This is a genomic window from Arthrobacter sp. GW460-12-1-14-TSB2 (assembly GCF_059423525.1).
Map to the genome: position 1 here is coordinate 31863 of NZ_JBWKYC010000008.1, position 19656 is coordinate 51518.

A 19656-nucleotide genomic window follows, 5' to 3' on the forward strand; every position below is an offset into this window, starting at 1 on the left:
CCCCCCCCCCCCCCCCCCCCCCCCCCCCCCTTCTCGTAGTGCTGTTAGGCCTTCTTGGGCGGGAGCGCCAGCTTGAAGACCTTGGCCCACGTGGAGCCGACCTGCTTCCAGATCGGGCCGGTGGTGTACGGCAGGCCGTAACGCTTGCAGATTTCCTGCACCTTAGGCGCCACCTCGGCATAACGGTTGGACGGAATGTCCGGGAAGAGGTGGTGCTCAATCTGGTGCGAAAGGTTGCCGGTCATGAGGTGCATGAACTTGGAGCCGGAGATGTTGGCCGAACCGATCATCTGCCGCACGTACCAGTCCCCGCGGGTCTCCCCTTCCACCATTTCCTCGGTGAAGGTGTCCGTCCCCTCGGGGAAGTGGCCGCAGAAGATCACCGCGTGCGCCCAGACGTTGCGTACCGCGTTGGCGGTCAGCGTGCCGTAAAGCGCCTGCTTGCCGGAACCGGTCAGCATGGCCACGGCGGGGGTGGCGGCGTAATCCTTGGTGAACTGCTTGAGCGCCTTGACGCCGAGGGCCTTGAGGTCCTTGACCAGGGCTTCCTTGGACTTTTTACCGTCCTTGAAGTCTTGCAGCTCGAGGTCGTAGATCGCGATGCCCCACTCGAAGACCGGCGCCAGGATGGCGTTGTACAGCGGGTTGCCGAGGTTGAACGGCTTCCACTCCTGCTGGGGGTCCATACGCAGGAGGTTGTATCCGACGTCGTTGTCCTTGCCCACCACGTTGGTCCAGCGGTGGTGCAGATCGTTGTGCGTGTGCTGCCAGGCGCGGGCCGGGGTAACGAAGTCCCATTCCCAGGTGGTGGAGTGGATGTCCGGGTCCCGCATCCAGTCCCACTGGCCGTGCAGCACGTTGTGCCCGATCTCCATGTTTTCGAGGATCTTGGCCAGGCTCAGCAGGGTGGTGCCGGCAATCCAGGCGCCTTTGTTCCGGCTCACCAGGAGCGTCGCGCGGCCGGAGATCTCCAGTCCGCGCTGGATCTGGATCATGCGGCGGATGTACGCGGCGTCGGAGGCTCCGCGCTTGGCCAGGATGTCGTCCTTGATGGCATCAAGTTCGCGGCCCAGCTCGGCCACCTGCTCGTCGGAGAGGTGAGCCGCGGCCGGCGGGCGGACCAGGGGGCTGCCGGAAGAGGCCAGCGCACCCCGCCGCGTCTTCGCGGACGGCACAACGGCGTCTTCCGTGGTCTCGGCTTCGTGGTTGATAACTATTGCCATGCGGTGGTGCTCCTCAAATGTCGAGGTTAACGGGTCCGGCGGCTGCCGATACACACGTCTGGATTAGTTGGCCCGGCTCGCCGTGGACTTCGCCGGTGCGGAGGTCTCTGACATGCCCCGCCCGCAGGGGGGTGAGGCAGCTGTGGCAGATGCCCATCCGGCAGCCGCTGGGCATCAGCACGCCGGCGTCTTCGCCGACGTCCAGCAGCGGGGTGCTTCCGTCTGCCTCCACCTCGCGGTCGGAGGCTTCAAAGGTGACCAGCCCGCCGTCGTGCCCTGCTCCGGCCGCCAGGCTGGTGGTGAAGCGTTCGATGATGAGGTTGATTGGATCGGCCGCAAACGGCCCTTCCGGCTGGTGGGATTCGCCAGCGGCGGAACCTTCGGCCGCCGCTGCGGCTGCTTCTGCGGACCACAGCGCCTCGGCGTCGTCCAGGAAGCCCTCAGGCCCGCAGGCATAGGCTGCACGGTGGCGCCAGTCCGGGCAGAGCTCGTCCAGAACAGCGGCAGAGGAAAAGTCCACCCTGCCACGTTCGCCAGTGAACCAGTGCGTGACCTTGAAGTTGGGGAACTGGTCGGCAAGCTCCGACAGTTCTTCCCGGAAGATGCTGTCTTGCGGGGTCCGGGCTGAATGGATCAGCACGACGTCGGCATCCGGACGGTGCGGCACCAGCGTGCGCACCATGGACATGACGGGGGTGATGCCGCTGCCGGCGGTGAGCATCAGCAGCGGGCGGGGGTGCTCAGGGAGGACGAAGTCGCCCTGCGGCGGCGCCAGGAACAGGACGTCGCCGGGTCGGGTGTCGCGGACCAGGACGCCGGAAACGGCGCCCACGTCGGTCACCGTGATGGCGGGGTCCTGGCCGGCGGGAGCGCTCAGGGAATAGGAACGCCAGTGGCGCACGCCGTCGAGTTCGACGCCGATGCGCGCCCATTGGCCTGCCTGGTGGGCTTTCCAGCCGCGGCCAGGACGGAAGAAGATGGTGGCGGAATCGGCCGTCTCAGCGACCACCCTGGTGACTATGCCGCGCAACTGGCGGGCAGAGAACACAGGATTGAACAGCGACAGAATATCTTCTGGAGCTAGCGGGGTGGTCAGTACAGATGCGGCGCGCGCCAGCTTACGGAGCCGGATCATGTTATTAACCTTATGTTGGATCGAGGCATATTTCTTCTCCCAAGGCATACGATCGAACGTTCTAAACTGTTCCCCCGAAACAACTTATGGAAGTCTCTCATGAACCCTCCGGCCTCGAAGAGTCCTGCAGCGCCCGCCTATGATCCGCCGTGGCTGGCTCTGCCCCGGGAGGTCAGCGACCTGCTGCGACCCAGGATGCCCGGCATTGTGGAGGCCATCATCGATGCTGTTCCGCAACTGGTTCCCGCCTACGCCAGGCCCATCGAGGGCCGCTTCGGCCGCGGCCTGCGGCGCGGCGTGGCCGCGGCGCTGGAGCGCTTCCTGCAGCTCCCCGGCACCCGGCTGCCCGCTCTGTCCGAAGAGAGCCGGGAGCTCGTGGCAGGGCTTGGCAGCGGCGAATTCCGCCAGGGGCGCAGCATGGACGCGCTGCTGAGCGCCTACCGCATGGGTGCCCGCGTGACGTTCCGGGAAATGTCGAAGATCTCGATGGAGAAGGACCTGGGCCTGAGCGTCGTTGTGGACCTGGGCGAATCGATCCTGGCCTACATCGACGAACTGTCCGCCGTGAGCGCCGAAGCCTACGCCTTCGAACAGTCGGAGCGGGCGGGAGCGGTGGACCGGCGCAGGACAGAACTGCTGGAGCTGCTGCTGATGGGCCAGGCGGACGAGGCCGCCCTGCGGCAGGCGGCATCCATGGCCGACTGGTCCCTGCCGCCCAGGCTCGTGGTTGTCACGCTCCCGCTGGACCGGTCGGCAGGGCTCCGGCTGCAGCTGGGCCCGGGAACACTGGTGGTTGAACGCGAAACAGATGCCGTGGCGCTTGTTCCGGCCCGGAAGTCCGATGCCGCCCGTGCTGCGCTGGAGAAGGCGCTGAAGGGCAGGTCCGCTGCCGTGGGTCCGGCGGGCGGCTGGGAAAAAGTGCCCGACTCCCTGCGGCTCGCCGTACTCGCGGCCTCCGTGCTGCCGCCGCGGGAGGGCCCCGAAGATCCCCCTATTTGGGCGGACGACCACCTGGCGAAGATTGTCCTCGGCTCCGAACCCGCGGCCATCGCGGAACTGGCGGAGCGCAGGCTGGCGCCCCTGGAAGGCCTGCGCCCGGCGCAGCGCGAGAGGCTGGCGGAGACCCTTCTCTCCTGGCTGCGGCACTGGGGACAGCGGGCGCCGGTGGCCGCCGAGCTCGGCATCCACCCCCAGACCGTGGGCTACCGCGCGGCCCAGCTGCGCGAGCTCTTCGGGGAGGCACTGGAAGACCCGCGCGCCCGGTTCGAGCTGGAACTGGCCCTGCACGCGGGGCGGCGCTAGGAGCCCGGTCATCTGCCGGCTGCCAGCGCGCTCCGGCTTTGCAGCCGCAGCTCAAGGTCGTTCATCACGATGGCGGCCAGGTCCTCCAGCGCGCGGGTGTCCTCCGCCGTGAACTCCCGCGGCTCCCGGTCCAGGATGCAGAACGTCCCCAGGTTGTAGCCGTCGGGAGTGCGCAGCGGAACACCGGCGTAGAACTGCAGGCCGAACTCACCTGCAACCAGCGGATTCGCCAGCGTGCGCGGGTCTGTCCGTGCGTCCGGGACCACCCAGGCGTCGTCCTGGAGGATGGCGGATGCACACAGCCCGGGGTCCCTTCCGATCTCGCCAACGTCGGTGCCGTGATGGGCCTTGAACCAGATCCGGTCATGGTCCACCACGCTGACGATGGCCACGGGCACGGAGAACATCCGGGCGGCAAGGCCCACGATCCGGTCGAACGTTCCGTCCTGGGGCGTGTCCAGGATCCGGTAACGCTCGACGGCGCGCATCCGCGCCTCTTCGTTCGCGCGCTCATTCGATGCGTGCGACGGCGGCGCTTCCGTGACCGTTGCAGCGCTCCGGCGGCGTCCTGAGGCGTTGATGACCTCCTGCCGAAGGGCGAGGGAAACTTCGCGCGCACCGGGCCGGGCGGAGGGCTCACGCGACAGCATCGAGGAGAGCAGCGCTGCCCATTTGGGTGCCACACCGTCCGGGATGTGCGGGTCGCGCAGAAGCCTCGCCAGGGCTGAGGCGATGGGCGCCCCGGGGTAGGCCGGCTTGCCGGTCAGCCCCTCGAGCAGGACCAGCCCGAGGGAGTACACATCGCTGGCGGGCCCCACCGGCTCGCTGGCGGCCTGTTCAGGGCTGAGGTACTGCGGGGTTCCCGAGCTTTCGGTGGAGCCGCTGAGTTGGCCGTCACCCAGGATCATGGCGACGCCGAAGTCACTGAGCTTGGCGCGCGGCCGCTGGTCGTCATTGCTGTAATCCACCAGGAGGATGTTGGCGGGCTTGACGTCGCGGTGCACGATGCCGTGATGGTGGATGTATGCGAGTCCGTCGGCAAGGTCGTGGCCGATCAGGGCCAGGTGCGCCGCCGGGATGGGCCCGTGGGCCGCCCGTTCACGCAGGTCCGGGCCGCGGACCAGTTCCATCACCAAGTAGGTGCGGCGCTGCTGTGGGTCACTAAGATCCGCCCCGGCATCCAGCAGGGTCACCAGCGCGTGATGGCTCAGGCCTGCGAGAATGCGCACTTCTTCGTCCTGCCGGCGCGCATGGTCCGTGTTTCCGGGGTCGTCCCGGAAAAGCTTCACGGCCACTTCCCGCTGCAGGAGTTCGTCGAATGCGCTGTAGACGCCCGACTGGCTGCCCCGGCCAATGAGGTCGCCAATCCGGTACCGACCGCTGAGGAGGTAACCAGGTGCCATGCTCGCAGCCATGATTGGCCTCTCAGCTATAAATCAATAAGTATGCTTATGATATCCCGGAAGTCGTCGGTTCCGTGCCGAAGCCCGGGAGGGAACCCACTATTTGGCGGGGTTGTGCGTGCCGATGGGCACGAGGGTCAGGTCGGGGTGGTTCTTCTCGATCCGGCGCAGGGCCCAAACGTCGTTGAACAACGCGAGGTATTCGCCGTCGGACCTCAAGAGCACCTCGGCGCCGGGTACGTTGGCCAGCGTGGGCATGGCGTCCGCCGTCGAAATCCTGGCCATCGAGTACGGGAGCCGTTCCAGGCGCATGGGGGCGCTGAAGTCGTGCGCCATGCGGTCCTCCACCACTTCGAACTGCATGGGGCCGACGGCGGCAAGCACGGGCGCCTGGTCACCGCGGATGTCGGAGCGGAGCACCTGGATGACGCCCTCGTGCTCAAGCTGCTCAATGCCGCGGCGGAACTGCTTGAACCGGCTGGGGTCCTTGGAGCGTGCCACCTGGAAGTGTTCCGGCGCGAACAGCGGGATGGCGGGGAACTCCACGGGCTCTTCCAGGAACAGGCTGTCGCCCACCCGCAGCGAGGAGGCGTTCACCAGTCCCACGACGTCGCCGGGGAAGGCTTCGTCGATGACCTCGCGCTCACGGCCGAACACCTGCTGGGCGTACTTGGTGGCGAAGGATTTGCCGGTGCGCGTCTGCGTGACCACCATGCCGCGCTCAAACACGCCGGAGCACACCCGGATGAAGGCGACGTGGTCGCGGTGGGCCTTGTTCATGCCGGCCTGGACCTTGAAGACGAAACCCGCGAACGGGGCATCGACGGGCCGGGGGTCGCCGTCGACGTCGGGCCGCGGCGCCGCCGGCGGGGCGAAGTCCACCAGCGCGTCCAGGATCTCCTTGACGCCGAAGTTGAGGGCGGCGGAGCTGAAGAGGATGGGAGTCGCCTTGCCCGCGTAGAAGGCGTCGGTGTCGAACTCAAGGTTGGATTCGATGACCAGCCCGGCTTCGTCCACGGCGTTGGACCAGTTGTCGCCCTGGCTGGCGGCGGCCTCTTCCGGGGTGAAGTACTCGGTCAGCGCGATGTTCGCGCCGGCGTTGTTGCGCTGGAACCTGGCGAAGCGGTCGTTGCGGAGGTCCCACACGCCGCGGAAGTCACCGGAGATGCCCACTGCCCAGGTCAGCGGCATGGGCTGGAGGCCGGTGCGTTCGGTGATTTCGTCCATGAGCGCCAGGGCATCCAGGCCGGGGCGGTCCCACTTGTTGATCACGGTAATGATGGGCAGGTTGCGCTGCTTGCAGACCTCGAAGAGCTTCATGGTCTGTGTTTCCAGGCCCTTGGCGGCATCAACCAGCATCACGGCGCAGTCGACGGCGGCCAGGACACGGTAGGTGTCCTCGGAAAAGTCGGCGTGGCCGGGGGTGTCCAGCAGGTTGATCACGGTGTCCCGGTAGGCGAACTGCAGGGCGGCCGAGCTGATGGAGATGCCGCGGTCCTTTTCCATCTGCATCCAGTCCGAGACCGTTTCCTTGCGGTTGGCCTTGCCGCTGGACGCGCCGGCCGTGCCGATCACCTTCGCGTGCAGGGCCAGGGCTTCGGTGAGCGTGGACTTGCCGGCGTCAGGGTGGGAAATGACCGCGAAAGTCCGACGCCGGGCCGCCTGCTTGTGAATCTCCTGGACTCGGGCGGGGCTAAGGACTTCTTGAGACACGGTGCTACTTTCGCTGCGACAGGGGGTGGGCTGGGATTTATGCGTGACGTGGACGTGCGTTGTGTACGTGGGGCCGGCAGGCGTGAACTGTGCAGCCAAGGTTCCCAGTTTATCGCAGGGCGGCAGGAGGCCGCCGGTGGGCGCCCAACTGCCGCCTCCCGCCGTCGCCAACCGGTGCCTTCGGGACCGTTCCCGGCGCAGCTCAAAATGGGCCACTTTGAGGCTTGTCCGTGCGGTTAATGCACTCCTTTGCCTCTAGGATGGAGCCAGTGGGAAATTGAGTACTTTTGATCCTGTCGGCGGAATCGTAAAACCGGCATACTTGCAGGCAACGGCCTGCACCTTTGAAGGGACAACCTATGGCTCGGAGCCCTGAAGATTCGCTGAAGGCGACTCTGGGCAGGGTGGCTCCAGGCACCGCTCTGCGTGACGGCCTGGAACGCATCCTCCGCGGAAGGACCGGCGCGCTGATCGTTCTGGGCTCGGACCGCACCATTGAGTCCATATGCTCCGGCGGATTCGACATCGGAATCGACTTCTCGCCGACGCGGCTCCGCGAACTCGCCAAGATGGACGGCGCCATCATCTGCGACAAGGACGCGGGCAACATCCTCCGGGCGGCCGTCCAGCTGGTTCCGGACTCGAGCATCGAAACCCAGGAATCCGGCACCAGGCACCGCACGGCCGAGCGCGTCGCCATCCAAACCGGCGTCCCGGTGATTTCGGTCAGCCAGTCCATGCAGATCATCGCCTTGTACGTGAACGGGCTGCGGCACGTCCTGGAGGGCTCCGAGAAGGTCCTGGCCCGCGCCAACCAGGCGCTGGCCACGCTGGAACGCTACCGGTCCCGCCTGGACCAGGTCACCAGTTCACTCTCCGCCCTGGAAATCGAAGCCATGGTCACCGTCCGCGACGTCGCCGTGACGCTGCAGCGCCAGGAGATGGTGCGCCGGATTTCCGAGGAGATCTCCCAGTACGTCCTTGAACTCGGCGAGGACGGGCGGCTGCTGTCGCTGCAGCTGGACGAGCTCACAGTGGGCCGCGGACCCGGCAGCGATGTGATCATCCGCGATTACGCCGGCCCGAACGCCTCCCCGGAGGACATCGACGGCGCCGTCAGTGCCCTGCTCAGCCTCGGCCCCACCGAACTGATCGATCTCAGCAAGATTGCCGGCATCATCGGCTTCGCCGGCGGCGTGGACACGCTCGACGCCGTAGTGCAGCCGCGCGGTTACCGCCTGCTGTCCGGCCTGAAGGCAGTGCCCAAGGCCGTGGCGGACAGGCTTGTGGACCACTTCGGCGGCCTCCAGTACCTGATGGCGGCCACCATCGATGACCTCATGACCGTGGACGGCATCGGCGACCAGCGCGCCCGCACCGTCCGGGAGGGACTGAGCCGGATGGCCGAAGCGAGCCTGCTGGACCGCTTCCTCTAATTCCTCGTCGGTTGCTCCACAACTGCCGTTTTGGGCGTCCATAAGGGCAACCACGGAGCAATCGATGGTCAAAAAGGGTCAGAGGAGCTGGAAGACGGCCTTGGTGCTGGACTTGGTCCCGAGCCTGGCGACGAACATGTAATACGCTCCGCCGGCGCCGGGCTTCGCGGACACCGCGCCGCACCCGGGAACGCTGCGATTGCGCTCCCACGGGAAGTTGGCGGTCTCGCTCTGGCCCGGAGCGATGGTCTTGACCAGGTCGCCGCTCTCCACCTGGCAGTCAACCGAGGAGAAGATCCGGTCGGAGCCGCTGGTAACCGTGTACTCCATCTGGGACGTCCCCAGGTTCACCTCGCACGCCACTTTTCCGCCGTTAGTGACCTTCAGGCTGAGCAGCGGGTTCTCCCCCGCCGCGTAGGCAGCCTTGTCGGTGGACGCCGAAACGGTCACAAGGCCCTGGTCGCACGTCGGCGTGGCCGGTGTGCTCGGAATAGCGGACGCGGAGGGCGTTGCTTCCGGCTTCGCTGCCGCCCCGTCTGAACCGTCGCGGCCCGCGGGGTCGGTGGAGGAGGCCTGCTCGGAGGAGCGCATGGCAGCGGACACGGCGGCGAAGCCTCCCAGCGCCACCGAGGCAACGAGAAGCAGCACCACGGCAACGAACAGCCTGCGGCGGCGGTAGACGGCCTTCAGCGGAGGCCGTCCCGCCTGACGGCCGGGGGTGCCCTTCGGTTTCGAACTGTTCTTTCCTGAAGTGCCTTGCCTGACCATCCTTCTAGGCTAAAGAACGCCGGGCACATTGGCGCACCACCACGCCGCGGAGACGGACCTTGGCCAGTATCCACTACAGTATTTGCATCGAAGCCTTAGCCTTACCCACTGCCCTTTCCCCGGCGAGTCGCCCCGCGCCGGCGCCGCTGGCAGTCCTCCACAACACCCTGGCCGCCTGGTTCGCAGATACCGCCAGGGAGCTGCCGTGGCGCGAACCCGACTGTTCCCCCTGGGGCGTCCTGGTCAGCGAAATCATGCTGCAGCAGACGCCGGTTGTCCGGGTGCTGCCCGTGTGGGAAGACTGGCTGCGCCGCTGGCCGTCACCGGCAGACCTCGCTGCGGAACCGTCCGGTGAGGCTGTCCGGCACTGGGGCCGCCTGGGCTACCCCCGGCGGGCACTGCGCCTGCATGCCGCCGCCGTCGCCATCGTGGAGAAGCACGACGGCGGTGTGCCTGGAACGTACGCGGAACTGCTGGAACTTCCAGGGGTGGGCAGCTACACGGCGGCCGCCGTGGCCGCGTTCGCTTTCGGCCGCCGCGAGACAGTGGTGGACACCAACATCCGCCGCGTCCATGCACGGCTTTTTTCGGGCACGGCGCTGCCGTCACAGTCGCTGACGGCCGCCGAGATGCGGCTCGCCGCCGAACTGTTGCCGGCCGACGTCGGACTTTCAGTCCGCTGGAACGCGGCGGTCATGGAGTTGGGCGCCCTGGTCTGCACGGCAAGGGCGCCGAAATGCGGCGAATGCCCGGTGCGCAGCGCGTGCGAGTGGCTGGCGGCCGGCGAACCGCCGCCGTCGTACACCCCGAAAGGCCAGTCCTGGCACGGCACCGACCGGCAGGTACGGGGTGCCGTGATGGCTGTCCTCCGCCTGGCGGACTCACCGGTGGCACCGGAAATGTTCCATCAGCCCGCCGCGGACCTTGGCTTCGAAGCCGACGGCATCGGCGTCCCGCTTGCGGCCCTGCACCGGCTGAATTCCGCGCCGGAACAGCTGGAACGCGCGCTGGCTGGCCTGGTCAGCGACGGCCTGGCCGAGCTGCACTTGGGCGGCCTGAGGCTCCCGGCCTGACGCCCGTTACACATTCGTTCCGGAACTGGAATCACCCTGTGCTGGTGCGGCCGGCGCCGGCGGATCTACCCTGAAGCATGCGCAGCTTAGGGGTACTTCTGGCAGCGGTCACGACGTCGCTGATCCCTTCCGCTTGCATGCCCGAGGCAGTGCCGTGCCCGGCAATCGCGCAGGCGTCTGTGGTGGCGCTGACCGTGGCTTCCAGCTATGCCCCCGTGGTCGAGGCCATCCATCTTAAAGCCTGCCAGGACGGAACCTGCCGGGAAGCCGACCTTGAGCTGATGCCGGGCAGCACCACGGTGGACCAGGGCTGCGAGCCCTCGGCCGGCCCGGACGGCACGTGTTCCGCAACGTCCTCACCGGACGGCACGCTGACGGGCATGCTGATGATGGACGTCCTGACTGAATCGCGCATCGACGCCACGGCCACCGGCACATCCAATGCGGGGACGCCGCTGCCCGAGCGCAAGCTGAGCTTCATGCCCAGGGCTGAGTATCCGTACGGCGAACAGTGCGGAAAGTTCATCACGGCAGGCGTAGTGCTGGATGCCGACGGCCTCAGGCAGTCACCGTAAACAGAGGCTCGAAGTCATAGCTTGCCGAGCAGTCAGGGCTCGCCGAACCCGGCCTCCACCAGGCCTCCGACGTACTTCACAGCTTTGGCCGCGTCCGGCCCCCAGGCTTCGACGTGGAGGATCGATCCCCTGCCCGCGCCCAAGGTCATGAGGCCGGTCATGGACGCGCCGTCCACGCCGTTGACGGTCACCTCGGCCTCCAGCCCTGAAAGCCCCCCGGCGATCTTCGCTGCGGGCCGTGCGTGCATGCCGGCCTGGTTGACCACCTCAAAATCGCCCGAAGCGTCGGGCGGCCCGAGTGTTTCCGCCTCGGCCGGAATCTCCGCTGCAGCCGCCCGGCGGACCGCTTCCGCCGCCTGCTTTACTCCGGCGGCGTCCGCCCCGGCCTGCGCGGCAACGGCAGCCGCCACCAACCCCTCCACCAGCGGCGCGTCTGCCAGGAGTACCGAATCCGGGTCCGGCAGGAACTCCACTGCTGCTTCGGCCGTCATCACGGCGGAGCCGAGGTCCGTCAGCACCACGATTCCGTCGTCGCCGGCCGCCTGTTCGAGGGCGGCCATGACCTTCTCCAGGCTGGTTCCGATCCGGCCGTCGTCGGTACCGCCAGCCGGGAGGATCACGACGTCGGGTGCCATTTGGGCGGCCAGTTCCACCGCGCCGGCGGCGATCTTTTCGCTATGGGACACCACCACCAGCCGGACCGTCACTCGGCCGCCCCGGCCGCAGCGCGCAGGATGAGGGCGGTGGACACGGCACCGGGATCGCGGTGGCCCGCGCTCCGCTCCCCGAGGTAGCTGGCGCGCCCCTTGCGCGCGATGAGCGGATCAGTGGCAACGGCACCCGCCTCGGCTGCTTCTGCTGCCGCCAGGAGGACCTTGAGGACGTCCCCGTCCCCTGCGGCGGCTTGCGCTGCCGCAGCGTCGACGGCGGGGGTCCAGGCATCCACCATGGTCTTGTCGCCGGATTCGGCCTTACCGCGGGCCACGATGCCGTCGCGGGCGGCCTCAATGGCAGCGGCAAGTGCCCCGGGGTCGATATCCGTGGTGTCGCCCAGCGAGGTGGAGGCACGCAGGAAGGCCGTCCCGTACAGGGGTCCCGCCGCTCCGCCCACTTTGGACATCAATGCCATGGCAGTGAGCTTCAGCGCCGCTCCCGGCGTGGCGGGCGGCGCGTCCGCGAGCCTCTCCATCACGGCCTTGAAGCCGCGGTCCATGTTTTCACCGTGATCGGAGTCCCCGATGGCACGGTCCAGTTCGATTAGTTCCACGCGGTGCTCCGCCATGGCCTGCGCGGAAAGGGTGAGCCACCGCACCGCCCAGTCAACGTCCAGTCCCACTGTCAGATGCCCCATCGCAGCGCCGCAGTGTGGACCGGCGCGTCCCAGAGTGCGGTGAGTTCGTCGTCGAGCCGCAGCACCGTGATGGAGCAGCCCTGCATCTCGAGGGAGGTGATGTAGTTGCCCACCAGGGACCGTTCCACCGTAACGCCCTTCTCCGCGAGTACCTGCGCCGCGCGGCGGTACACGATGTACAGCTCGCTTTGCGGCGTGCCGCCCATTCCGTTCACGAACAGGAGGACCTTGTCGCCCGAGGCGATGCCGAGGTCGGACAGGATGGGCTCAAGGAGGCGGTCGGTGATGCCATCGGCGTTTTCCATGGGGATCCGGTGCCGCCCGGGCTCACCGTGGATGCCGATGCCGATTTCGATTTCGTTCTCTTCCAGGTCAAAGCTGGGCACCCCTGCGTGCGGGACCGTGCAGGCGGTCAGTGCCACGCCCATGCTGCGCACGTTTTGGTTGACCCGGTCCCCGATGGCGGCGACGCCGTCCAGGTCATCCCCGCGTTCTGCGGCCGCGCCGGCGATCTTCTCCACCAGGACAGTGCCGCCCACGCCGCGCCGGCCGGCCGTATAGAGTGAGTCCTCCACCGCGACGTCGTCGTTGACCAGGACGGTGCGGACCTGCACACCTTCGGCTTCCGCCATTTCGGCCGCTGTTTCGAAATTCAGCACGTCGCCGGTGTAGTTCTTGACGATGTGCACGACGCCGGCGCCGGAATTCACGGCAAGGGTGGCCGGAATAATCTGGTCGGGGGTGGGCGAGGTGAAGACGGCACCCGGCACAGCGGCGTCGAGCATTCCCAGGCCCACGAATCCGCCATGAAGTGGCTCGTGGCCGCTGCCGCCGCCGCTGACAAGGCCCACTTTCCCGGCCACCGGGGCGTCCTTGCGGGTAATGAATTTCGGCTCGGCACTGACGTTCACGAGGTCTGCGTGGGCCAGGCCGAAGCCTTCCACGGACTCGTCCACTACAGCGCGGGGATCATTGATCAGCTTCTTCATTGGAGTGCTCCCTGGAGTGTCCTGGCGGCTTTGTCTTGACAGTACTACCGCGGCCCGGGCAACGGTAGCGCTCTGTCGATTCGGCTGGTTCAGCTTGCGCCAGAGACCGGTTCAGCGCGGGCAAAAGAAAGGGACAGCCCCCAATAGACTGTCCCTTCCCCTTCCAGGCTTGTGTCCCCCGGCCGGGCTCAGCGCTTCCCCCAGGAGGCCGGGAGGAAATCCGGCCACGCCGCGGCGCCTATGTGGAATGCCGACGACTCACTGGGCTGACTCAGGGGATCCCTTCGAGTCAGTACTGTCGGCAGGTCCATTTGAAACGCCGAAAAATCCGGAAAAATGGCGTGTTCGCGCATTTCTGTCCTCTGAAGTGGTTTCGGGATTCTGGTGGTACTGGCAGGCGTGATTAATTTTATACATCGATTCGATATATGGGAAGAGTTTAGAAATACGACATTATGGGCGGTGCCGGGACAGGCTAGAGGGCCTTGATCATCCGGGTGTTGCCCAGGGTGTTCGGCTTCACCCGGGCAAGGTCCAGGAATTCCGCCACCCCTTCGTCATGCGAGCGCAGCAGCTCGGAATAGACGACAGGGTCAACGGCCGTCTGGTCAGCCATGACGTCGAAGCCGTGCTTCTTGAAGAAATCCACCTCGAACGTCAGGCAGAACACGCGCGAGACGCCCAATGCCTTTGCCTCTTCCAGCAGGCTTTCCACCAGGACGTGGCCCACGCCCTTGCCCCGCCACGCGTCCGAGGCCGCCAGGGTTCGAACCTCGGCGAGGTCCTCCCACATGACGTGCAGGGCGCCGCAGCCGATCACCTCGCCGTCGGCCGACTCCGCGATCCTGAACTCCTGCAGGCTTTCGTAATAGGCCACCGTCTCCTTGGCCATCAGGATCCTCTTGTCCGCCAGCGGAGCCACCAGGCGCTTGATGGCAGCTACATCGCTGGTGCGGGCAGGGCGGATGCGGAAGGTCTCAGTCACAGCCCCCATCTTACGGCTGCACCCGGTCCGGCTAGAGCCCCAGTTCCGGCGGCAACGGCAGGTCGCGGCCCAGCACGTTCTTCGCCAGGAAGTGCTCGACGACCCCGTACCAGACCTTGGCGTGCTGCGGCTGCAGGATCCAGTGGTTTTCGTCCGGGTAGTACAGGAAACGGTGTGGCGTCCGGCCGTTGCTGTCCGCTGCCAGCTGCGATTTGGACAGCAGTTCGTACCAGAGCCGCAGGCCTTCGCCGATGGGCACGCGGTAGTCCTTGTCGCCGTGGATCACCAGCATGGGCGTGCTGATTTTCTCGACGTGCAGGTGAGGCGAGTTAGCCATGGCCATCTCGGCCGTCATTTCCTTCAGGCAATACTGCGACGCGTCAGTGGTGGGGCCGAACTGGTCCAGCGCCCACAGGCTTGCGTGGGTAACGATGGCGTCGAAACGGTCTGTCTGGCCCGCCACCCAGTTCGCCATGTAGCCGCCGAACGAGCCGCCCATGGCAGCAGTCCGGCCGGCGTCAATGTCGGGGCGCTCCCCGACAGCGTCCGTAATCTCCATGAGGTCCGTGAAGGGCGCCTTGCCCCATTCACCCCAGCCGCGCTGGATGTAGGACTGCCCATAGCCGGTGGACAGGGCCGGATCCGGCAGGAGCACGGCGTAGCCCTTGGCCACCAGCAGCCACGGGTTCCAGCGCCACGTCCACGCGTTCCACGAACCCAGGGGTCCGCCGTGGATCCAGAGCAGCAGCGGCACCGGTTCCTGCGCGGAGGCGCCGTCCGGCAGGGCCAGGTAGGCAGGCACCCGCGTACCGTCGGCGGCGGTCGCATCAATGCGCTCCAGGGAAGCCTGGATATTCGGGCGCTCAGCCGGAGCCTGAAGGCGGGTGACGTCCCCGCTCGCCAGGTCGATCCGGACCGCCTCGGGCGGAAATTCGTACGAACTCCGCAGCGCGTAGGCGCTCCGCCCGTCCGGGAAAACCACGACGTCGGTGTAGGCGGCGGCGTCCCGGGTCACCCGGGTGACACTCCCTTCAGCGGCAGGCGCCGTTACGGCGATCCGGAAAACCGGCGACGCGCCGTCGTCGTCGGCCGTCACCAGGAGGGCGGAGCCGTCCGGCAACCACGCCGCCTTGATGGCCCAGCGGTCCCAGTCGCGGGCAAGCGGCCGGAGGGTCGCCTCCGAATCCCCCGGCGCACTGACGTCCAGCAGATGGAGCTTGACCTGCGGAGCCTCGAAGGGAGTGGTGTCGGATTCGCTCATCACCACCAGGGTGCGGTTGTCAGGGCTTACCGGCCCCGCAAAGTAGCTCATGCCTTCGCGGTCCAGCAGGACCCTATGCGTCGCTGTGGCCACGTCAATGGCTACCAGGATGGAGCGCGAATCGGCCTTGGCGAGGGGTTTGTCGAAGCTTGTGTAGATCGTCCTGCCGTCCGGGCTGACCACCGAATCTGCGTTGCGCAGTAGTCCTGCCGCGTCCGGCGTCAGGTTCCGGAGTTTCAGCGGCGCGGCGGCGTCAACCGTCGCAGGTTTGCCGCGCTCCTTCTCCTCCCCCGGCTCGACAGCGAAAATTCGCGGCTGGTCCGGGCCCAGGTCTGCATCCCAGTAGCGCACGGGGTAACCGCTGTGGAGGATCGCGGACACTTTGTTGTCCTTGCGGCTCTTGCGCCGCGCTTCGTCCGCCTCCTCGTCGGCGGAACCCGCCAGGACGGACGCCGTGACGAACGTGGCTCCGGTATCCCGGGCCGACATCACCTGGCCGATCCCGCCGGCCCGCGAAAGGACCACCCGGGCCTCGCCGCCGTCGGCGGGCAGCTGCCAGAGGGCACTGACAGGTTCATCGTCGGGGCTCTCGGGATCGGGGCGAGCCGACGTGAAGTAGAGATCCCCCGTGGAGGCAAAGGCAGCTCCCGCCTCGCCCTTGGCGCTGCGTGTGATCCGCCGGGCGTGCCTCTCACCCGCGGGGTCCAGTTCCCACAGGGCGGTGACGTACTCGGTGCCCTTGGAGTTGAGCGTGGCGACAGTGGTCACCAGGCGCTTTCCGTCCGGGCTCAGCGCCAGGCCGCTCACGCGGGGTATGGCGAGATAGTGGTCAATGTCGTGGAAAGGGGTCGCCGGTTGTTCGCTCAGGATCGCTGAGTCTTGGGAAGCCATAAAGAGATTCAACCCGAGCTGTGCTTTCCGTCACAACCACTTCACTACCGGCGAAACGCTACGGCCACCTCCTTCGCTTCATGGGCCTAAGGGCGCGGGGTTGGCTTGGCGCCGTCGGCCGAGACATTTGCCGGCGCCGAGCTGGAGGCGAGGGTCGGCGCCGGACCCAGCCACGTGAGGCGGATCCGAGAGACAACGCAAAGGCCCGCCGACTCCTTTCGGGAGCTGACGGGCCTTGGCGGTAATGCTTAGACGCTCGGAGCGATTTCCGGGATGCGCGGCTTGGCGTTTCCTTCGAACGTGAACTTGGCGTCGTCGCCTTCGCCGTCCACATCCACCACTACGATGTCGCCCGCGTGGATCTCTCCGAAGAGGATCTTTTCGGACAGCTGGTCTTCGATCTCGCGCTGGATGGTGCGGCGCAGCGGCCGTGCACCCATGGCGGGATCGTAGCCGCGGGTGGCCAGGAGCACCTTGGCAGCCTTGGTGAGCTCGATGCCCATGTCCTTGTCCTTGAGGCGCTTTTCGAGGCGGCCGACGAACAGGTCCACGATCTCGATGATCTCGTCCTGGGTCAGCTGCGGGAACACCACAACGTCGTCAACACGGTTCAGGAACTCGGGGCGGAAGTGCTGCTTGAGCTCCTCGGTGACGCGGGCGCGCATCCGGTTGTAGCCGGTCTGCGTGTCCGTGCCGGACTGGAAGCCGGTGGCAACGCTCTTGGAAATGTCCCGCGTTCCAAGGTTGGTGGTCATGATGATCACGGTGTTCTTGAAGTCCACCACGCGGCCCTGGGAGTCGGTCAAGCGGCCGTCTTCCAGAATCTGCAGCAGTGAGTTGAAGAGGTCCGCGTGGGCCTTTTCCACTTCGTCGAACAGCACCACGGAGAACGGACGGCGGCGGACCTTTTCGGTCAGCTGTCCGCCTTCTTCGTAGCCGACGTATCCGGGAGGGGCACCGAAGAGGCGCGACACCGTGTGCTTCTCGGAGTATTCGGACATGTCCAGCGTGATGAGGGCATCCTCTTCACCGAACAGGAATTCGGCGAGGGCCTTGGCGAGCTCGGTCTTGCCGACGCCGGTGGGCCCGGCGAAGATGAACGAACCGCCCGGACGCTTGGGGTCCTTCAGGCCTGCACGGGTGCGGCGGATTGCCTGGGACAGGGCCTTGATGGCCTCGTCCTGGCCGACCACGCGCTTGTGCAGTTCGCCTTCCATCTTCAGCAGGCGCGAGGACTCTTCCTCGGTCAGCTTGAAGACGGGAATGCCGGTGGAGTTCGCCAGCACCTCGGCGATGAGATCCTCATCCACCTCGGAGATGTCGTCCATGCCGCCGGTCTTCCAGTGGCGTTCCTTCTCGGCACGCTCGGCAATGAGCTTCTGCTCCTTGTCGCGCAGCGAGGCGGCACCTTCGAAGTCCTGCGCGTCAATCGCGGACTCCTTCTCCATCTTGAGTTCGGCGATGCGCTCGTCCATGGCCTTGAGCTCCGGCGGGGCTGTCATGCGGCGGATGCGCAGGCGTGCGCCGGCTTCATCGATGAGGTCGATGGCCTTGTCCGGCAGGAAGCGGTCCGAGATGTAGCGTTCGGACAGGTTGGCTGCCGAGGCGAGGGCGCCGTCGGTGATGGTCACGCGGTGGTGCGCCTCGTAGCGGTCGCGCAGGCCCTTGAGGATCTCGATGGCGTGCGCCACCGAAGGCTCCTTGACCTGGATCGGCTGGAAGCGGCGCTCAAGCGCGGCATCCTTTTCGATGTGCTTGCGGTATTCATCCAGCGTGGTGGCACCGATGGTCTGGAGCTCGCCTCGTGCCAGCATGGGCTTCAGGATGGACGCGGCATCGATGGCGCCTTCGGCGGCACCCGCACCCACCAGGGTGTGGATCTCGTCGATGAAGAGGATGATGTCGCCGCGGGTGCGGATCTCCTTGAGGACCTTCTTCAGGCGCTCTTCGAAGTCACCGCGGTAGCGGGAGCCTGCCACCAGGGACCCAAGGTCCAGGGTGTAGAGCTGCTTGTCTTTGATGGTCTCCGGGACGTCCCCGCGGACGATCGCCTGGGCGAGTCCTTCGACGACGGCGGTCTTGCCGACACCGGGTTCGCCGATGAGGACGGGGTTGTTCTTGGTGCGCCGGGAAAGGACCTGCATGACGCGTTCCATTTCCTGTTCGCGCCCGATGACCGGGTCCAGCTTGTTCTCGCGCGCAGCCTGGGTCAGGTTGCGGCCGAACTGGTCCAGGACCACGGAACCTGCAGGAGTTCCCTCCGGCTGGCCGGTGCCGACGCCTGCGCCGGTGGTCTCCTTGCCCTGGTAGCCCGAGAGCAGCTGGATCACCTGCTGGCGGACGCGGTTGAGGTCCGCTCCGAGCTTCACGAGCACCTGGGCAGCCACACCTTCACCCTCGCGGATGAGCCCCAGCAGGATGTGCTCCGTGCCGATGTAGTTATGGCCCAGCTGAAGGGCTTCGCGGAGCGAGAGCTCCAGCACCTTCTTGGCGCGCGGGGTGAAGGGGATGTGGCCGGACGGGGCCTGCTGGCCCTGGCCGATAATCTCCTGCACCTGCTCGCGTACGCCGTCGAGCGAAATGCTCAAGGACTCCAGAGCTTTGGCGGCAACGCCCTCACCCTCATGGATCAGACCCAAGAGGATGTGTTCGGTACCGATATAATTGTGGTTCAGCATGCGTGCCTCTTCTTGGGCAAGCACAACTACGCGACGGGCACGGTCCGTAAATCGCTCAAACATTTCGCCACACTCCTAGCTACGACGTACTTTGATGCTACGTGGCAGACCCGGACTTGTGGAGCGTGTTCGCCACAGGGGAAACCCGGGGTCGCCGTCCCGGGTTGACAGCGCAGGTCATCAAGACCGCAGGAGCCCCCGAACTCCGTGCCTATTGGCTTTGTTTTCAGTCCGGAATCCCGACACTTCCACGACTCCTATTGCAGCTCGGCCGCCCCGAACTTGAACGCGGAACTCGCCCCTGGCTTGCAACTGCCTTGTTCCCGGCCGCAATATCCCCGGAATAGCGGGTACCGCTTTACCCGAGCAGCTTCGCCGGCGGGCACTGGTATTCAAAAATCAATGCCCCCGCCGATTGGCAGGGGCATTGATTTTCCACGCAAAACTGCGGCAGTGCTAGGAATTTGCCTTCTGGTAGGCTTCCTGAATTTCAGCCTGGATGCGGCCGCGGCTGTTAACCGCGTAACCGTTCTCCCTGGCCCACTGGCGAATCTGTGCAGAGTCCTGGTTCCTGCCGCCTGAGACCTTGGTGCGGGTGGCGCGGCCGGTGGACGTCTTGCGGGCGCTTGAAACAAACCGCTCCAAGGAGGAGCGGAGTTCTGCAGCATTGGCACCCGACAGGTCAATTTCGTAACTGACGCCGTCAAGGCCAAATCGGACAGTTTCGTCCGCGGTTCCCCCATCCAGATCATCGACAAGGATGATTTTTACTTTCTGTGCCATATAAATTCTCTCTTTTGGAAAGGACGGGTATGCAGAAAAGCAGGATGTATCTGTAAAAAGTATCCCCCGGTTTATGGCAACGCGTCAAAG

At 66.3% G+C, this 19656-nt stretch carries 16 protein-coding genes; 4 read left to right on the forward strand and 12 right to left on the reverse strand.

Annotated elements, in window-relative coordinates:
- Positions 1 to 44: 44 nt before the first annotated feature.
- Positions 45 to 1223, reverse strand: coding sequence for a fatty acid desaturase family protein (locus AC07YR_RS11530; protein ID WP_494734010.1), 1179 nt, complete (start codon positions 1221 to 1223; stop codon positions 45 to 47).
- Between the two features lie 13 nt (positions 1224 to 1236).
- On the reverse strand, positions 1237 to 2358 hold the full coding sequence (locus tag AC07YR_RS11535) for a ferredoxin reductase (protein WP_436056340.1): 1122 nt from the start codon (positions 2356 to 2358) through the stop codon (positions 1237 to 1239).
- A gap of 99 nt (positions 2359 to 2457) precedes the next feature.
- Here AC07YR_RS11535 and AC07YR_RS11540 point away from each other — a divergent pair, with 99 nt between their 5' ends.
- Positions 2458 to 3660, forward strand: a complete 1203-nt coding sequence (locus AC07YR_RS11540; RefSeq protein ID WP_055801881.1) for a PucR family transcriptional regulator — start codon at positions 2458 to 2460, stop codon at positions 3658 to 3660.
- Between the two features lie 8 nt (positions 3661 to 3668).
- On the opposite strand, the gene AC07YR_RS11545 is transcribed toward AC07YR_RS11540, so the two are convergent.
- On the reverse strand, positions 3669 to 5063 hold the full coding sequence (locus AC07YR_RS11545) for a GAF domain-containing serine/threonine-protein kinase (protein WP_494734011.1): 1395 nt from the start codon (positions 5061 to 5063) through the stop codon (positions 3669 to 3671).
- A 99-nt stretch (positions 5064 to 5162) separates the two neighbouring features.
- Positions 5163 to 6776 (reverse strand): peptide chain release factor 3, encoded by a 1614-nt coding sequence (locus AC07YR_RS11550; protein WP_055801886.1) that lies wholly within the window; start codon positions 6774 to 6776, stop codon positions 5163 to 5165.
- A 359-nt stretch (positions 6777 to 7135) separates the two neighbouring features.
- Here AC07YR_RS11550 and disA point away from each other — a divergent pair, with 359 nt between their 5' ends.
- Complete coding sequence (gene disA, locus AC07YR_RS11555) at positions 7136 to 8212, forward strand: DNA integrity scanning diadenylate cyclase DisA (RefSeq protein WP_055801889.1); 1077 nt, start codon at positions 7136 to 7138, stop codon at positions 8210 to 8212.
- A 78-nt stretch (positions 8213 to 8290) separates the two neighbouring features.
- Here disA and AC07YR_RS11560 read toward each other — a convergent pair whose 3' ends face one another.
- A complete protein-coding gene (locus AC07YR_RS11560; RefSeq protein ID WP_494734012.1) occupies positions 8291 to 8980 on the reverse strand; it encodes a hypothetical protein in 690 nt (229 codons plus the stop codon).
- A 254-nt stretch (positions 8981 to 9234) separates the two neighbouring features.
- Here AC07YR_RS11560 and AC07YR_RS11565 point away from each other — a divergent pair, with 254 nt between their 5' ends.
- Positions 9235 to 10053: an HhH-GPD family protein gene (locus AC07YR_RS11565; protein ID WP_494734079.1), complete on the forward strand. Its 819-nt coding sequence runs from the start codon at positions 9235 to 9237 to the stop codon at positions 10051 to 10053.
- A 77-nt stretch (positions 10054 to 10130) separates the two neighbouring features.
- Positions 10131 to 10628, forward strand: coding sequence for a hypothetical protein (locus AC07YR_RS11570; protein ID WP_436056337.1), 498 nt, complete (start codon positions 10131 to 10133; stop codon positions 10626 to 10628).
- A 32-nt stretch (positions 10629 to 10660) separates the two neighbouring features.
- Here the strand turns inward: AC07YR_RS11570 and dhaM are convergent, their stop codons facing one another.
- The 7 genes from dhaM to AC07YR_RS11605 all read right to left on the reverse strand — a co-directional run bounded on the left by dhaM (position 10661) and on the right by AC07YR_RS11605 (position 19566).
- Positions 10661 to 11335 carry a dihydroxyacetone kinase phosphoryl donor subunit DhaM gene (gene dhaM, locus AC07YR_RS11575; protein ID WP_055801897.1) on the reverse strand — a complete coding sequence of 225 codons (675 nt, stop codon included), beginning with the start codon at positions 11333 to 11335 and terminating at the stop codon, positions 10661 to 10663.
- On the reverse strand, positions 11332 to 11964 hold the full coding sequence (gene dhaL, locus AC07YR_RS11580; RefSeq protein WP_436059233.1) for a dihydroxyacetone kinase subunit DhaL: 633 nt from the start codon (positions 11962 to 11964) through the stop codon (positions 11332 to 11334). Before dhaL ends, dhaM begins: the two co-directional genes overlap by 4 nt.
- A 2-nt stretch (positions 11965 to 11966) precedes the next feature.
- Positions 11967 to 12968 carry a dihydroxyacetone kinase subunit DhaK gene (gene dhaK, locus AC07YR_RS11585; protein ID WP_436056336.1) on the reverse strand — a complete coding sequence of 334 codons (1002 nt, stop codon included), beginning with the start codon at positions 12966 to 12968 and terminating at the stop codon, positions 11967 to 11969.
- A 475-nt stretch (positions 12969 to 13443) separates the two neighbouring features.
- The gene (locus AC07YR_RS11590; RefSeq protein ID WP_371745950.1) at positions 13444 to 13962 is read right to left on the reverse strand and encodes an amino-acid N-acetyltransferase; all 519 of its coding nucleotides are present in this window, start codon (positions 13960 to 13962) and stop codon (positions 13444 to 13446) included.
- A 22-nt stretch (positions 13963 to 13984) separates the two neighbouring features.
- Positions 13985 to 16105, reverse strand: a complete 2121-nt coding sequence (locus AC07YR_RS11595) for a S9 family peptidase (RefSeq protein ID WP_494734013.1) — start codon at positions 16103 to 16105, stop codon at positions 13985 to 13987.
- Positions 16106 to 16353: 248 nt separating this feature from the next.
- Positions 16354 to 18846: an ATP-dependent Clp protease ATP-binding subunit gene (locus tag AC07YR_RS11600; RefSeq protein WP_436056334.1), complete on the reverse strand. Its 2493-nt coding sequence runs from the start codon at positions 18844 to 18846 to the stop codon at positions 16354 to 16356.
- A 393-nt stretch (positions 18847 to 19239) separates the two neighbouring features.
- On the reverse strand, positions 19240 to 19566 hold the full coding sequence (locus AC07YR_RS11605) for a histone-like nucleoid-structuring protein Lsr2 (protein WP_028270336.1): 327 nt from the start codon (positions 19564 to 19566) through the stop codon (positions 19240 to 19242).
- Positions 19567 to 19656 lie beyond the last annotated feature (90 nt).

Coding starts and splice junctions, on each gene's coding strand:
- AC07YR_RS11530 (WP_494734010.1), bottom strand. CDS start 1,223: ATGGCAATAGTTATCAACCACGAAGCCGAGACCACGGAAGACGCCGTT.
- AC07YR_RS11535 (WP_436056340.1), bottom strand. CDS start 2,358: ATGATCCGGCTCCGTAAGCTGGCGCGCGCCGCATCTGTACTGACCACC.
- AC07YR_RS11540 (WP_055801881.1), top strand. CDS start 2,458: ATGAACCCTCCGGCCTCGAAGAGTCCTGCAGCGCCCGCCTATGATCCG.
- AC07YR_RS11545 (WP_494734011.1), bottom strand. CDS start 5,063: ATGGCACCTGGTTACCTCCTCAGCGGTCGGTACCGGATTGGCGACCTC.
- disA (WP_055801889.1), top strand. CDS start 7,136: ATGGCTCGGAGCCCTGAAGATTCGCTGAAGGCGACTCTGGGCAGGGTG.
- AC07YR_RS11560 (WP_494734012.1), bottom strand. CDS start 8,980: ATGGTCAGGCAAGGCACTTCAGGAAAGAACAGTTCGAAACCGAAGGGC.
- AC07YR_RS11565 (WP_494734079.1), top strand. CDS start 9,235: ATGCTGCAGCAGACGCCGGTTGTCCGGGTGCTGCCCGTGTGGGAAGAC.
- AC07YR_RS11570 (WP_436056337.1), top strand. CDS start 10,131: ATGCGCAGCTTAGGGGTACTTCTGGCAGCGGTCACGACGTCGCTGATC.
- dhaK (WP_436056336.1), bottom strand. CDS start 12,968: ATGAAGAAGCTGATCAATGATCCCCGCGCTGTAGTGGACGAGTCCGTG.
- AC07YR_RS11590 (WP_371745950.1), bottom strand. CDS start 13,962: ATGGGGGCTGTGACTGAGACCTTCCGCATCCGCCCTGCCCGCACCAGC.
- AC07YR_RS11595 (WP_494734013.1), bottom strand. CDS start 16,105: ATGGCTTCCCAAGACTCAGCGATCCTGAGCGAACAACCGGCGACCCCT.
- AC07YR_RS11600 (WP_436056334.1), bottom strand. CDS start 18,846: ATGTTTGAGCGATTTACGGACCGTGCCCGTCGCGTAGTTGTGCTTGCC.
- AC07YR_RS11605 (WP_028270336.1), bottom strand. CDS start 19,566: ATGGCACAGAAAGTAAAAATCATCCTTGTCGATGATCTGGATGGGGGA.